This is a genomic window from Herbaspirillum sp. C9C3, assembly GCF_013359625.1.
Classification (GTDB): Bacteria; Pseudomonadota; Gammaproteobacteria; order Burkholderiales; family Burkholderiaceae_D; genus Herbaspirillum.
In genome coordinates this window covers 39,646-54,155 of sequence record NZ_JABFMQ010000025.1, presented here as the reverse complement: position 1 = coordinate 54,155, position 14,510 = coordinate 39,646, and the positions used below count along the sequence as shown (strand labels likewise).

The following is a 14,510-nucleotide window of genomic DNA, read 5'->3' as shown; positions in this document are numbered from 1 at the left end:
AGCCCAGGGCGATCAGTGCGTACATGCTGCCTAGCACCAATCCGTTGATGATCTGTTGGAGGAAAATATCCATGAAACGGTGTCTCCTTCAGGAGGATGATTGTTGTGAAACGTCAGGAAACCGCAAACGCGTGAACGTCCGCGAAAAAAGCGTAAATTATTTATCAAATTAGGCGCGCATGCACGCGCAAATTTCAAAGCCCCAGTGTGGTGCGCATCACGCGCGCTGCCGCCAGGTCCCATGCAGCCTGGCCCACGGTCTTGAACACCGGCAGCGCCCCCGCGCCATGCAGTGTATCGACAGGGGTCTTGCCGGCCAGCACATCGCCGATGCCCACCACCCCGGACCAATCAACCTTGGCCTGGATCAGATCCCCGGCTTCGTGATGCGCACCGGCCAGGTCGTCGACCACAATGCGGCGAGCGTGCAGCAGGCTGGCCGGGAACTCCACCATGTCCGGCTTGAAGGCGCCCACGCCGATGGCCAGCGTATCAGCGGCGATCTGTTCAGGAATCACGGCCACGCGCGACGTGGTCAAGGCAATCACCACATCGGTGCGTGGCAGATCCTGTTGCAACATCTGTGCCGGGAGTGGACTGGCCACCACTTGCGGATGGCGTTCGCTGATGGCCTGGCAGAAAGCCTGGGTACGCGCGAGGTCACGCGCGGCCACCCAGAATTGACGGACACCGAATACTTCGGCCAGCGCATCGGCATGTGCCGCTGCCTGGGCGCCGGTGCCGATGAGCAGCGCCGATTGCGGCCTGCGCGGCAGCAGCGTACGAATGCCCAGCATGCTCATGGCAGCGGTGCGACGCGCGGTGACGGTGGGACCATCCATCAAGGCCAGGCGGCGGCCGGTGTGGGTCTCGAAGACGATCACCTCACCCTGGATCGCCGGCAACTGATGGCGTGCATTGTCGCCATGCACGGTGATGAGCTTGGTCACCGAGAGATCCTCGGCAATGGCCGGCATGCCCAGCAAGACGCTGTTGCCATCGATGGGAACGACCTGGCGTTCGGGCGCGCGGATGGCGCCGCTGGCCAGTTCCTGCGCGGCCCGCGCGAGGGCATCGACCAGCGCGGCATAAGGCAGGGCAGCGGCGGTCTGGCGGGAGTCAAGAATGTGCATGGGAATCCTTGGAGAAGGTCAGCGCAGGAAGAAGCCGGTCGGGAAAGGATCGGCGTCTTCCAGCACCCACTGGTTGGTACTCATGATGTGGGCGTAGCCGCTCACTTCGGTGAGTGCACCGTCGAAATCGCCCACCTTGGTGGCAGCGGTCACGCGCACGCCGAAGTTGCTGCCGACGATGCTGCCGTTGACGTAGGACTGGTTCAGCGCCAGCCGGCCGCGCAGGAACAACTGGGCCGCACGGCCCGAGGTGCCGGTACCGGTGGGCGAACGATCCACTTCGCGGTCGGCGAAGATGCAGACGTTGGACTGGTCCGCCCCCGGGAAATTGGGTTCGCTGTCGATGATGGTGCCGTACAGCGTATTGAGGCCGGGCTCCAGCGGATGCGCGATGGCGACCTTGGCCATCACCGCAGCCTTGGTTTCGGCGCCCAGCTGGATCAGTTGGCGTACCAGTTCCGGCTTGACCGTCAGGCCGGCCTGCGTCGCATTGATGTAGTAGTAGAAGGCGCCACCGAAGACAATGTCGCCGACGATCTTGCCAAACCCGGGCGTCTGGACCTCCACATCGCGGCGATAGATGAAGGCCGGTACGTTGTTGAAGCTGACCTTGCCGGCGCGCACGCCATCCCACTCGACGAAGGCTTCGATGAAGCCGGCCGGGGCATCGAAGCAGATGCGGGTCTGCGGCTGGGTGCGTTCGACGTAGCCCATCTCGACCAGCACCTTGCCCAGGGCAATGATGCCGTGGCCGCACATATCGCTGTAGCCTTCGTTGTGAATGAAAATGACGCCGAAGTCGGCACCGGCCGTGACCGGCGGCAGCAGGTAGGCGCCGTACATGTCGGCATGGCCACGCGGTTCGTTCATCAGGAAGCGGCGCAGGTCGTCGCGATGTTCACGCAGCCAGGCACGCTGCTCCAGGATGGTGCCGGCCGGGATCTTGGGCAGGCCCGAGACCACGATGCGCAGCGGTTCGCCGCCGGTGTGGGCATCGATGGTCTGGACGGTACGGGTATAGCTGAGCATGGTCTTCCTTCCGGGTGTGCTGCGGGTCCGCCAGGGCAGAGGGTAACACTGCCGGGGATGAGGTCGGCACCGCAAGCGGGTACGGCAAACCGCTCCCGGGCCGGTCGAAACCGGCGGGAAGCGGGGCACTGCACAGTGGAGCTGGGCTGGAAGCCTGGCAAGCCGCCCGCCATGGCGGGCGGCAGGATCAGGCCAGGGGAAGGAGCGATCAGTAGCTGGTCAGGGGGACCGGCAGACCGTCCTTGAAGCGATAGACCGTCACCGGCGATTGCTTCAGGTCGTGGTTGGCGTCGAAGTCGTACTGGCCGGCCACACCCTTGTAGCTGATCTTGGCCAGGGCCGGACCGAAGGCCTTGGGCTCGACCGAGTTGGCCTGCTTCATGGCCTGGGCGATGAGCATCATGCCATCGTAGAAGGAAACTGCATAGGTCTCGGCAGGACGGCTGTATTTCTTCTGGTAGTCGTCAGCGAAGACCTTGCCATCCTTGGCCTTGTCCAGCATGGTGCCGCCCTGGGTGCAGTAGACGCTCTCGCCGATGGCATCACCACCGAGGCGACCCATTTCCGGCGAGCAGATGCCGTCGCCGCCCATCAGGGGCACGTCGATGCCCAACTGCTTCATCTGGCGCTTGATCGGACCACCCTGGGGAGCGTAGCCGCCCAGGAACACGGCGTCGGGCTTCTTGCCCTTGATCGAGGTCAGGATGGCGGTAAAGTCGGTGGCCTTGTCGTTGGTGAAGTCCTTGCTGATGACTTCAATGCCGTTGGCCTTGGCGACCTTGGTGAATTCCTCGGCCAGGCCCTGACCATAGGCGGTGCGGTCATCGATCACGGCCACGCGCTTGAACTTCAGTTCCTTGGCAGCATACAGGGCCATCTTGCCGCCCAGCTGGCTGTCGCTGGCGGCCACGCGGAACAGGGTGGCGAAACCTTGCTGGGTGATCTTGGGATTGGAGGCCACGGTAGCCACCACGATGCCGGCATCGTTGTAGACGCGCGAGGCGGGGATGGTCACGCCCGAGTTGTAGGGACCGACGATGGCCTTGACGCCCTCGTCAGCCAGCTTCTGTGCCACGGCCACGCCCTGCTTGGGATCGGCCTGGTCATCTTCGGCGATGACTTCGAACTTGATCTTCTTGCCGCCCACGGTGATGGGTTGCGCATTCAGACGCTCGACGGCCATCATCAGGCCGCCCTGGTTGTCCTTGCCGGCCGATGCCTGGGGACCGGTCAGCGGGCTGGAGAAACCGATCTTGACGACCTGGGTATCCTGCGCCATGGCGAAAGCAGGGATCAGCGCCAGCGAGGCGGCGATGATGTTGAGTCCGGAGACGCGCTTGAACATGGGGTGTTTCCTCTCTTCTAGAAAGTCAGACTGCGGTGGGTAATTGCATTGAAAACGCCGGAAAAGCAGGATCTGCACCATCCCCCGCCTCGTGGGCCGGAGCGGTGCATTCCGTTGATGCCGTGCTGGCCGCGTGAGGCCGGTCTTTACCGCCACGCGCTGGCAAGCCTGCAAACAAAACTCGTCAACATCCATTGCCGAGATACTGCTGTGATCCGCGCAGAAGCGAGGTGAACTTCGCTTCATGCCCGCATTACGTTATGTTTTTTATGAGGGAGGATTCTATTGACTCTTCCTTGATATTAGGCCCGCTTATTCCCCTTATAATCGGAATAAAATTTTCTCAATATATTTTTAACTGAATAAAGTTCAGAAACCATGGCCGGACTCGACAAGATCAGCAAGAAAATTCTGGCGGAGCTGCAAAACGATGGCCGCATCAGCAACGTCGACCTGGCCGCGCGCGTGAACCTGTCGCCGGCCGCTTGCCTGGAGCGGGTTCGCAAGCTGCAGGAAGCCGGCTACATCCTGGGTTATGCAGCGCAATTGAATCCGGAATTGCTGGATGTCTCGCTGCTGGTCTTCATCGAAGTGGTGCTGGACCGCACCACGCCGGATGTCTTTGCCGAATTCAAGAAGAGCGTGCAGAGCATCCCCGAGATCATGGAATGCCACATGGTGGCCGGCGGCTTCGACTATCTGGTCAAGTCGCGCGTCAAGGACATGAACGCCTATCGCGAATTTCTGGGCAAGTCGCTGCTGCAATTGAAGGGCGTGCGCGAAACCCACACCTATGCCGTGATGGAAGAAGTGAAGAACACCATCCGCCTGCCTATCCGCTGATCCCCTGCGGCGGCGCCTGCCGCCCAGTGCGCCGGTAGGCGCCCGGTCCCATCCCGCTGAATTTCTTGAACACCCGGTTGAAGGCCGCCTCCGACTGATACCCCACCGCTTCGCCGATCTGCGCAGTGGGCAGTTTGCTGTAGCTCAGCAGTTGTGCGGCGCGCGCCATGCGCAATTGCTGCAGGACCTCACCCGGCGTTGTATTGCCGACCGCCTGGAAACGCCGCACGAAGGTCGCGCGCGACAGGTGGCACAGCGCGGCCAGGCGAGGCAAGGTCCAATCCTGTTGCGGTGCCTCCAGCATGGCCTGCATCGCGGGCTGCAGGCCGGGATGGGCCAGCAGCGCCAGCAAACCCGGCTGCGGTCCGCCCTGGGCCAGCCAGGCGCGCAGGGCCAGTCCGAACAGCGCCGCCGCCAGCCCGGCCACCACGGCCTGGGCACCGGCGCGCAATTCTCCACGGCCATCGGCACCGCCGCATTCGCTGCGCAGCAGCGTAGCCAGTGTGCGCAGGCCATCGCCCTCGGGCAGCAGGGCTCCCCTCACCAGCAAGACTTCCGGCAGGGCCTGCACCAGAGCGTTGGAATGCGGGGCATCGAAATGGAATTGTCCGCAAAGGAAATCCGACAAGGCTTGCGCACCGCCGGCCGCATCATCGTTCACATGCAGCCGCACCGGCGCCGCCGTCACGTCCAGGCGCGCCCCGATGGCCTCGGCGGCGGGCGCAATGAAGAGATCATGGGCCGCACCCCGCGTGAGTACCACCAGGTCGCCCGCTTCCAGCGGCAGCGCCGCACCCGTGGCCAGTTGCAGCTGCGCCCTGCCCTCCAGGATGAAGTGATATGGCGCCACCCCAGCCGGCAAGGCCGCATGCGGGAGATTCCACGGCTGGCCGAAGCGGCAGCGGATGTCCAGCGCAGCACGCACCGGGTGCAGGGACAGGAGGCGACTGAGGGCATCCATGGATTTCCTTCAATGAGATTGATGAGCAATTTTATGTCATTTTCTAGCATTCATAATTTCATTCAAGAGGCCTACAGTACGTCCATGCGCAACACGGACCACCGGCAATCCCGCCCAGGCCGCCGCGCTTGTCCTCATCAAGGAGAACCATCATGTCCCGCTTGAACATTGCCCCCCTCAGCGAAGCCAGCGGTCAGGCCGCCCAACTGTTTGCCGCCATCAAGTCCGCCGTGGGCATGGTGCCCAATGCCTACGCCGGCATCGGCGCCTTGAGCCCGGTGGCGCTGGAATCAGCCCTGCATCTGGACGGCGCGCTGCGCAAGAGCAGCCTGTCGGCCAAGGAAATCGAGGCCATCAAGCTGGCCGTGAGTGAACAGGCCGGCTGCGACTACTGCGTGGCGGCCCACGCGCTCATGGGCAAGAAGGTCGGCCTGCCGGCCCAGGCCATCGATGGCGTACGTCACGCCCGGCCCTCGGGCGATGACAAACTGGACGTACTGGCCGATTTCGCCCGCAGCCTGGTGGCCACACGCGGCACCGTCGAGGCCAGCGCGGTCGAGCGCGTGCGAGCCGTCTACAGTGATGCCCAGATCGTCGATACGCTGCTGGCGGTCACTGCCATTACCTTCACTAATCTGTTCAACCGTGTGAACGATACTGTTCTGGATTTCCCTCCGGCACCGTAATCGGCCAGAAAAAAATCCGAAAAATTACCCATTCGTTCATACGCGAAAAAAAAGCCCGGCGGCCTCCTTGCGGAGGCAGCCGGGCAAGCCGCGCTGGCGGGAGGCGCAGTCTCCCGCTGGCACCCGGGGACGTCGCTGCCTGAGGCAGCTGACGTTTCATTCATATCGGTCAAAAAGCGGTGCGTACCCCCACGATGAAGTTGCGGCCCCCCAGCGGTACCGTCTCGCGCAGCACCGAGGTGGACAGGCGGATGTCCTGGTTCAGCAGGTTGCGGGCCAGCGCGAACCAGGTCAGCTTCACGCCGTTGAGGCGCTGGGTGTAGGACAGGTTGGCGTCCAGCTGGGTGTAGGACGGGGTCTCGTAGGTTTCGAAGGACGCCAGGCGATCCTGCTTTTGCGCGCGCAAGACCTTCACGCCGCTGGCCCAGGGGCCGGTCTTGTAGCCCAGTTCGATGCCATAGCGGGTGGCCGGCTGCAGGGGCAGATTGCCCTGGTTGTCGAGCGTACCGCGCGAGGTATCGGCAAAGACCCGGCCGGAGACGCCTTCGCCATTCCAGTTGTAGGTGACCTCGGCTTCCACGCCGCGAATGGTGGCGTCGCCCTGCGACCAGAAGCGCTGCGTGAACTCGCCATTGGCATCGGCCGTGCCGGTATCGTCCACCTGGCCATTGGTCCGGCCGTAGATGTAGTTATTGACCTTGTTGCGGAACACGTTGCCCTTCCAGCGCACCAACCCCTCGGTCTTCTGCAGGCTCAGTTCGATGTTGTGTGACGTTTCCTTCTTCAACTGGTTGTCGCCGATGTCGTAGGTCGAGGTCGATTCATGCGGACCGTTGGAGTACAGCTCCTCTACCGTCGGCGCACGCTGGGCGAAGGAGTAGGTCAGGCCCAGGCCGTAACCGGGCTGGAAGCTCCACAGCCCACCGGTGGACCAGGAGATCAGGCTGAAATTGCGTCCCGGCAGGCCGCTGCCGCTGTCCGGACGCCGGCTCACGCTCTCGGCGCGCAGGCCGGCGCTGGCCAGCACCTGGCCAAACTGGCGTTCTTCCACCAGGAAGCCGGCAAAGGAGGATGAGCGGGTCGGCGGGGTCAGTTCGGACACGCCGGTATCGGGTGTCAGGGCCGAGTAGTTGCTCTGCTCGGTCTGCACGCCGAAGGTGCCGTGCCAGCCGGCCAGGGGTGCGTGCGTCAGCTCCCAGCGGGTCTGTTGGGAGCGGTTGGAGAAGACCGTGTTGGGCGTACCATCCTGCGCCTTCTCGATGTGGGTGTAGTCGGTGTAACCCATGCGGACCCGGAACTTCTCGATACCGGCGAAGGGCTGGTTGACCACGGTGTCGAGGTCGTAGCGGTTCTGGTGCAGGTCGATGAAGGACATTTCATCGGTCGGGATACCGTAGTGATCATCCAGGGTCGCCGCCGACAGGCCGATGTAGCCCCAGTTGGTCACGTAGGAAATGCCGGCACCCAGGCTGGTCTCATGCGTGAAGGAGTTGGGCAGGCGGCCCGAGGCACTGCTGCTGTCGCCCTGGCGGGCGTTACCCGGGATCTTGTAGTTGTCGGTGTCGCGATAGTTGCCGTCCAGGTGCAGGCCGATCTGGCCGGCCGAGGTATCCAGCGAGAAAGAGCTGTTCTTTTCGCCGTCAACCGTACCGTAACGTCCTTCGACGGTGCCGGTGGGCTTGCCGACCAGCTCGGTGGGGATACGGTCATTGACCACGTTGACCAGGCCGCCGATGGCACCCGAGCCATACAGCAGCGCCGCCGGACCACGCAGGATCTCGATCTGGCGGGCAGTGGCCGCTTCGGTGGCGACCGCATGGTCGTTGGAGACGGTGGAGACGTCGGAGACGCCCATGCCGTTCTGCAGAATCATCACGCGCGGCCCTTCCATGCCGCGGATGATGGGACGGGAAGCCCCGGCACCGAAGGCCGAAGCCGATACGCCCAGTTCGTTGGAGAGCGTGTCACCCAGCGAATTGCCAAGCTTGTTGCGCAGTTCGTCACCGGTAATGACCTTGGCCGGTGCCAGCACCTGCACATCTTCCTCCGAGGCGAAGGGGGTGGCGGTGACGACGATGGGTTGCAGGGCCGGTTGGGCCGCAGGGGTTGTAGAAGTATTGGCGGTGTTAGCGGTATTGGTAGTGGCAGCGGTGCTGTCTGCAGTCTGCGCTGCAGCGGAAACAGACCAGGCCGCCAGGGCCGTGAGGACAGCCGAGGCAATGTGTTGGCGTTGAAGAGCCATGTGAATTCCTTGTTGTGCACGAAGCGCCGCCCGCTCTGTCGTGAGGGTGACGGGGCGGCGCGGATACACCGGCCGTCGGCACGCGATCACGCGCGGCGGCGTCAGGACGACGCAACGCCGCGCACGGATGCGCGAGGGACAACCGGTAACCAGTCATGAGGGTCTTGCAGGAGGAAGGAATTCAGCGCGGCGGGGCGCGCGAGAAGAAATGGCAGTTCAGCGGGGCGTCCCAGGACGCGAAGGCCTGCCACAGGGCCAGTACGCGCACCGGCGGCAACAGCGGCAGGGGAGGAAAATCAAAGTATGCACCCGCCGACAGGGCGGCCGCATCATAGGCGACGCAGGAGTGGTGCAGGTCGTGGGCATGGTGGTGATGGGCAGGCTGCCCATCGGCGGCAGCGAGTTCGGCATGTGCCTCCTCGCCCTCATCGAACAGGGCTTCGCTGATCAGCGAATGGACCGTTCCCGGTGCCCAGCCGGCGTGCGCAATCCCGTGCACGAAACCCAGCATCTGCGCGAACAACAGCGACATCGCCAGCAAGGCGATGACGGTGGAGCTTCGCAGGGCGCGCAGACGGTTCATGGGACAGTACCAGGTAAAAACGACAGCGGCACTGCACCTGCGCACCGCAAGGCGCAGGCGTCATCGTGCGTGGCGAGGATCAGTCGCCGTAGAGTTTCTGCTTCAGTTCGCGGCGTTGCTGGGCTTCCAGCGACAGGGTCGCGGTCGGACGCGCCAGCAGGCGGGGGATGCCGATCGGTTCACCCGTTTCTTCACACCAGCCGTACTCGCCATTGTCGATGGCCACGATGGATTGCTGCACCTTCTTGAGCAGCTTGCGCTCGCGGTCGCGGGTGCGCAGTTCCAGGGCGTGTTCTTCCTCGATGGTGGCGCGGTCGGCCGGGTCCGGCACCAGCACGGTTTCGCGCAGGTGTTCGGTGGTTTCGTCCGCGTTCTTGAGCAGATCCTTTTCCAGCTGCTGGAGACGGGCCTTGAAGAAAGCAAGCTGCGCTTCGTTCATGTAGTCCTTCTCGTCCATCTTGAGGATCTGTTCCTCGGTCAGCAACTGCGCTGCAGGGGTAGTTTTGGGAGTCTTGGTTGCCACTTCGCTTACTTTCAATACTACGGGTTTTTCAACTATATCCATTATCCCGGCTGATGCACGGCTGCCGGAACAGGTCGCTTGTGAATCCACTTCCCTTGCCGCGTTGGCACCTCTTCGATTGACGTTGACGCGATCGGCTGGCCCGCCCGGTGTCTCCAGGCCGCGGCGCTGCGGATGGCGCACGCTTTTTCGCGGTCAAGGATTGTACACCAACGATTCCGGATGCCAAGCCTTTGGCGCAGCGGCCCGGGTGCCATCATGGCGGGGGGCGACGTGCGGCCAGCGGTCCGGTTCATGGAGCGGTTCATGACTTCCCCTGTGACGGGCTAGGCGGGGCGGGCTGATCGCGCTTATGAATTGTCGTCGTTCCGAACATCAGCCTGGCGCATGCGGCATGCTATTTGCATTGCAACATCCATCCGTGTTTATACCAGAAGAACGGGGCAGGATGGAAGCGGCGAAGCGTGCGGCCTGCGGGCGCCGTGATTATCCGTGTCGCCGGGCGCACACCGGGCACTGGCGGTCGCGTCCGATGGCAATGCGGGTCCACTCCATCTCGCGCGCATCCAGAATCAGCAGGTACCCGGCCAGCGAACGGCCAATGCCGGCCACCAGCTTGATGGCCTCAGCCGCCTGCATGGTGCCGATGATGCCCACCAGCGGCGAAAACACGCCCATGGTCGCGCATTGCACTTCCTCGAATTCACGCTCCGGCGGGAACAGGCAGGCATAGCAGGGACTGGCGTCCTGACGCGGGTCGAACACGCTGACCTGGCCATCGAAACGGATCGCCGCGCCCGATACCAGCGGTACCCCCGCCGCCACGCAGGCGCGGTTGATGGCGTGGCGGGTGGCGAAGTTGTCACTGCAGTCCAGCACCACGTCGGCTGCGGCCACCAGGGCCTGCAGGCGCTCCCCCTCGACCCGTTCGGCCAGGGCGGTGACCTGCACGCCGGGGTTGATCTGCTGCAACGCCTGGCGACCGGATTGCACCTTGGGCTGGCCCACGCGCTCGGTGGTGTGCATGATCTGGCGCTGCAAATTGGTCAGGTCGACGGTGTCGTGATCGACCAGGGTGATGTGGCCCATGCCGGCCGAGGCCAGGTACATGGCCGCCGGCGAGCCCAGGCCGCCGGCTCCGATCACCAGCGCATGACCTTGCAGCAGGCGGGTCTGGCCTTCGATATCGATCTCGTCGAGCAGGATGTGGCGCGAGTAGCGCAGCAACTGTTGGTCATCCATCGTCAGATCTGCCCTGATTGATATGAAAAAAAGGGCCGCTGGCAAGTGCTAGCGGCCCGATGTGCCTGCCCGGAGGCGGCGTATTACTTGGTGGTATCGATCTTCTCGGCCGGCGCCTTGTTGTCACGGCGCTCGTCCTTGACCGGGGTGGCGTTCTTGCCTTCTTCGTTGCGCACTTCGGGCTTGGCGTTGGAGACCTTGACCGGCAAGCCCTTGAGCTGGTTCAGGGCCTGCATCAGCTGGAAGTCGTCCTTGCTGCCGAACTCCAGCGGCTTGCGCTTCTTCTCGGCGGCGATCAGGCGTTCTTCGGACTGTTCATCCATCGATTGCGCCTTGACCTCGGCGGACTTGTCCGTGTCGTTGGTGAGGTGCTTGGAGAGATCGGCCTCACGCAGGCGCAGGCCGTTCAAGCCATCGCCATCGGGATACTCGTCCACCATGATGTCCGGCACGATGCCACGGGCCTGGATGGAACGGCCCTTGGGCGTGTAGTAACGGGCGGTGGTCAGCTTGACCGCGGTGTTCTTCTCGGGCGGCAGCGCGATCACCGATTGCACCGAACCCTTGCCGAAGGACTGCGTGCCCATGATGGTGGCGCGCTTGTAATCCTGCAGGGCGCCGGCCACGATTTCGGAGGCCGACGCCGAGCCGCTGTTGATCAGAACCACCATCGGTACCTTCTTGATGGCATCCGGCAGGCGCGACAGCGGATCCGACAGCGGGTTGGAAGCGTAGTATTCGCGCTTGGCGTAGAAGGTCTGCTTGGAGCTGGGAAGCTGGCCGTTGGTGGAGACCACCACCGAATCCTTGGGCAGGAAGGTCGCGGCCACGCCGATGGCGCCCGGCAGCACGCCACCCGGGTCATTGCGCAGGTCCAGCACGAGGCCCTTCAGGTTGGGTTCCTGGGCGTAGATGGCAGCGAGCTTCTTGGACATGTCGTCCACCGTCGGTTCCTGGAACTGGGTCACGCGCACCCAGGCATAACCGGGCTCGACCACCTTGGACTTGACGCTCTGCACACGGATTTCCTGGCGGGTGATGGTCAGGATGATGGGCTTGTCTTCGTCCTTGCGGGCAATCGTCAGGGTGATCTTGGTGTTGGGTTCGCCGCGCATCTTCTTGACGGCTTCGTCCAGGGTCAGGCCCTTGACCGGGGTGCTGTCCAGACGGGTGATCAGGTCACCGGCCTTGATGCCGGCGCGGAAAGCCGGCGAATCCTCGATGGGAGAGATGACCTTGACATAGCCGTCCTCCATGCCGACCTCGATGCCCAGGCCCACGAACTTGCCCATGGTCCCTTCGCGCAGCTCCTTGTAAGCCTTCTTGTCCAGATAGGCGGAGTGCGGGTCGAGCGAGGCGACCATGCCGGAAATGGCTTCGGTCAACAGCTTCCTGTCATCGACCGGCTCGACGTAATCCGATTTGATGAGACCGAATACGTCGGCCATCTGGCGCAGCTCCTCCAGGGGCAGCGACGCCGTTGCATTCTTTTGCGCGATGGCGTCGAACTGAATCATCGCAGTGGCTCCAGCCACCATGCCCAAACCGATCAAACTGATATTCTTGAGTTTGCTGCCCATGTGTCACCTAGAAGTTACCCACCCCTGTGGGTCGAATGCGCGGCCTTGATACCGCATTTCAAAGTATAAACCCGATTGCTCATTACCGCCGCTGTTGCCTGCAGTAGCGATGGTTTCCCCGGCCTTGACCAGGTCGCCGGCGCGTTTCAATACCGACTGGTTGTTGCCGTAAATCGTCATGTACTGGTTGCCGTGGTCCACGATGATCAGATTGCCAAACCCGCGCAACCAATCCGCGAAGACCACCCGTCCTGCCGCCACCGCGCGCACTTCGGCCCCTTCAGGGGCGCGGATGAACAGGCCACGACTGGCCGGTCCGTCGCCGCGACGGGTGCCGAATTTCGACATCAGTTCACCCTTGACCGGCAGGTGCAATTGTCCGCGCAGGCTGGCAAAGGGCTTGCCAAAATTGTCCGCCTGCAGCTCGGGCAGGGTATCGTTGCGGCCCAGTGAGGCCTGTTGCGGCGGTTCGTCATCATCGATGGCGTCGGCCGGATCGGGCATCTTCGGTGCCGGCTTGCCTTCCCTGGCGGCCCGGGCCGCTTCGGCGGCGCGCTTCTCGGCGCGGGCGCGCTGTTCGGCCAGACGCTTCTCGCGTTCGGCCCTGGCTTTGGCCAATTGTTCCTGACGACGTCTCTCGCGGGCTTCGGCTTCGGCCTTTTTCTGCTGCTCGATGATCTGCGCCAGCTTGTCCACCAGGCTGGACAGACGCCGCTGGTCCTGCTCGAGATGGCCGGCTTGCTGGCGCTGGGCATTGAGTTTGGTGGACAGCTGCGTCAACAGGGCCTGGCGACGGCCCTTTTCGCGTTCCAGCACTTTCTTCTGCTCCAGTTCTTCCTGGGCGATTTCTTCCAGTTCGAACTTGGCGTTCTGGGTGTCGGCCTTGTTGGCGCGGATCGCCTGCTGGTTGGCGCGCAAGGTGTCGATCAGCCTGGCCTGGGCCTGCGAGACATAGCCCATGTACTGCAGCTCGCGGTTGATGCGATTGGGATTGTCACCGGAGAGCAGCAGCTTGATGCGGTCCTCATTGCCGGCTACGTATTGCTCGCGCAGCAGCCTGGAGAGCTGCGCCTGCTGGGCGTTGACCAGCACGGTCAGTTCGTTCAACTGCTTGACCAGTTGCGCCAGGCGCGCTTCGGTGGCCTGCTGTTCCTGTGCCAGATCGCGCAGTGAACGATTGGCCTTGGAAATGGCCTGTTCCGAGGCCGCCAGCGCGTCGGCGGCATTGTCCTTGGCGGTTTCGGTCTGGTCGATATCGCGCTTGAGCGCGGCGAGGCGTTGTTGCAGGTCGGCCTGCTCCTTCTCGGCGGCCTGCTTCTGCCGAGTGCGCTCGGTGAGCGGTTGGCCCTGCACCGCAGCGCACAGCAGCATGCCCGCCGCCAGCGCCGAGAGCAAGCGCACAGCGACTCGCGGCGCGCCCGACAACAGGGCCGAACGCGCCGGTGGAATGCACTTGACGGTAAGGGACGCCGCCTGTGCGGCCGGCGTCTTGCTGGAGAAACGCAGTTTTATTTCGACTTCCCTTGATTGGCCACCGCCTTGAGGGCTGCCTCGATGGCGGACTGGTCGCCCAGATAGTAACTCTTGATGGGCTTGAGGTCGGCATCCAGTTCATAGACCAGCGGCTGGCCGTTGGGGATGTTCAGGCCGACGATATCGTCATCGCTGATGCCGTCCAGATACTTGATCAGGGCACGCAGGCTGTTGCCGTGGGCCGAAATGATGATCTGCCTGCCGGCGCGGATGGCCGGGGCGATGGCGTCATTCCAGGCCGGCAGCACGCGGGCCACGGTGTCCTTGAGGCACTCGGTCAGCGGCACCTGCTCGCGCGAGAGACCGGCGTAGCGGGCATCGCCAAACGCGTCGCGCTCTTCGCCCGGGGTCAGGGGATTGGGCGGGGTGTCGTAGCTGCGGCGCCAGACCAGCACCTGCTCGTCGCCATACTGGGCGGCGGTCTCGGCCTTGTTCAAGCCTTGCAGGGCGCCGTAGTGGCGTTCGTTCAAGCGCCAGTCGTTCTTGATCGGGATGTACATCTGGTCCATTTCGTCCAGCGTGGTCCAGAGGGTGCGGATGGCGCGCTTCAACACTGAGGTATAGGCCAGGTCGAAGGAGAAACCGGCTTCCTTGAGCAGCTTGCCGGCCTGGCGGGCTTCGGCCACGCCCTTCTCGGTCAGGTCGACATCGACCCAGCCGGTGAAGCGGTTGGCCAGGTTCCAGGTCGATTCGCCGTGGCGCATGAATACGATTTTGTACATAGCAGGACTAGATTGATGATGGATAAACCGCTGCGGCTGCCCTAAAGATCGACTACGCGAAACCGGATACAAGCCGTAGACTAGACTG

General features: G+C 63.4%; 13 protein-coding genes. 2 read left to right on the top strand and 11 right to left on the bottom strand.

The window, feature by feature from the left end:
- Positions 1-194: 194 nt before the first annotated feature.
- From HNO82_RS18845 to HNO82_RS18835, 3 genes are all read right to left on the bottom strand, one after another.
- Positions 195-1,133: a delta(1)-pyrroline-2-carboxylate reductase family protein gene (locus HNO82_RS18845; protein ID WP_175344732.1), complete on the bottom strand. Its 939-nt coding sequence runs from the start codon at positions 1,131-1,133 to the stop codon at positions 195-197.
- 18 nt (positions 1,134-1,151) lie between these two features.
- Positions 1,152-2,162, bottom strand: coding sequence for a trans-3-hydroxy-L-proline dehydratase (gene lhpH / locus HNO82_RS18840; protein ID WP_175344731.1), 1,011 nt, complete (start codon positions 2,160-2,162; stop codon positions 1,152-1,154).
- Positions 2,163-2,370: 208 nt separating this feature from the next.
- On the bottom strand, positions 2,371-3,507 hold the full coding sequence (locus HNO82_RS18835) for a branched-chain amino acid ABC transporter substrate-binding protein (RefSeq protein ID WP_175344730.1): 1,137 nt from the start codon (positions 3,505-3,507) through the stop codon (positions 2,371-2,373).
- A 378-nt stretch (positions 3,508-3,885) separates the two neighbouring features.
- Between HNO82_RS18835 and HNO82_RS18830 the strand changes: the two genes are divergently transcribed.
- The gene (locus HNO82_RS18830) at positions 3,886-4,350 is read left to right on the top strand and encodes an Lrp/AsnC ligand binding domain-containing protein (protein ID WP_008334229.1); all 465 of its coding nucleotides are present in this window, start codon (positions 3,886-3,888) and stop codon (positions 4,348-4,350) included.
- Here HNO82_RS18830 and HNO82_RS18825 read toward each other — a convergent pair.
- Positions 4,340-5,311: an AraC family transcriptional regulator gene (locus tag HNO82_RS18825; protein ID WP_175344729.1), complete on the bottom strand. Its 972-nt coding sequence runs from the start codon at positions 5,309-5,311 to the stop codon at positions 4,340-4,342. The genes HNO82_RS18830 and HNO82_RS18825 overlap by 11 nt on opposite strands.
- A gap of 152 nt (positions 5,312-5,463) precedes the next feature.
- Here HNO82_RS18825 and HNO82_RS18820 point away from each other — a divergent pair, with 152 nt between their 5' ends.
- Positions 5,464-5,997 carry a carboxymuconolactone decarboxylase family protein gene (locus HNO82_RS18820; protein ID WP_175344728.1) on the top strand — a complete coding sequence of 178 codons (534 nt, stop codon included), beginning with the start codon at positions 5,464-5,466 and terminating at the stop codon, positions 5,995-5,997.
- 169 nt (positions 5,998-6,166) lie between these two features.
- Here HNO82_RS18820 and HNO82_RS18815 read toward each other — a convergent pair whose 3' ends face one another.
- The 7 genes from HNO82_RS18815 to gpmA form a co-directional block, all read right to left on the bottom strand.
- The gene (locus HNO82_RS18815) at positions 6,167-8,239 is read right to left on the bottom strand and encodes a TonB-dependent receptor (protein WP_175344727.1); all 2,073 of its coding nucleotides are present in this window, start codon (positions 8,237-8,239) and stop codon (positions 6,167-6,169) included.
- 181 nt (positions 8,240-8,420) lie between these two features.
- Positions 8,421-8,822 carry a hypothetical protein gene (locus tag HNO82_RS18810; protein ID WP_175344726.1) on the bottom strand — a complete coding sequence of 134 codons (402 nt, stop codon included), beginning with the start codon at positions 8,820-8,822 and terminating at the stop codon, positions 8,421-8,423.
- Between the two features lie 79 nt (positions 8,823-8,901).
- Positions 8,902-9,387 carry an RNA polymerase-binding protein DksA gene (gene dksA, locus HNO82_RS18805; RefSeq protein ID WP_175344725.1) on the bottom strand — a complete coding sequence of 162 codons (486 nt, stop codon included), beginning with the start codon at positions 9,385-9,387 and terminating at the stop codon, positions 8,902-8,904.
- A gap of 444 nt (positions 9,388-9,831) precedes the next feature.
- A complete protein-coding gene (locus HNO82_RS18800; RefSeq protein ID WP_008334218.1) occupies positions 9,832-10,587 on the bottom strand; it encodes a HesA/MoeB/ThiF family protein in 756 nt (251 codons plus the stop codon).
- Positions 10,588-10,670: 83 nt separating this feature from the next.
- On the bottom strand, positions 10,671-12,167 hold the full coding sequence (locus HNO82_RS18795; RefSeq protein WP_175344724.1) for a S41 family peptidase: 1,497 nt from the start codon (positions 12,165-12,167) through the stop codon (positions 10,671-10,673).
- 3 nt (positions 12,168-12,170) lie between these two features.
- The gene (locus HNO82_RS18790) at positions 12,171-13,538 is read right to left on the bottom strand and encodes a murein hydrolase activator EnvC family protein (RefSeq protein ID WP_175344733.1); all 1,368 of its coding nucleotides are present in this window, start codon (positions 13,536-13,538) and stop codon (positions 12,171-12,173) included.
- Positions 13,539-13,675: 137 nt separating this feature from the next.
- Positions 13,676-14,422 carry a 2,3-diphosphoglycerate-dependent phosphoglycerate mutase gene (gpmA, locus tag HNO82_RS18785; protein ID WP_008334213.1) on the bottom strand — a complete coding sequence of 249 codons (747 nt, stop codon included), beginning with the start codon at positions 14,420-14,422 and terminating at the stop codon, positions 13,676-13,678.
- Positions 14,423-14,510: the final 88 nt, after the last annotated feature.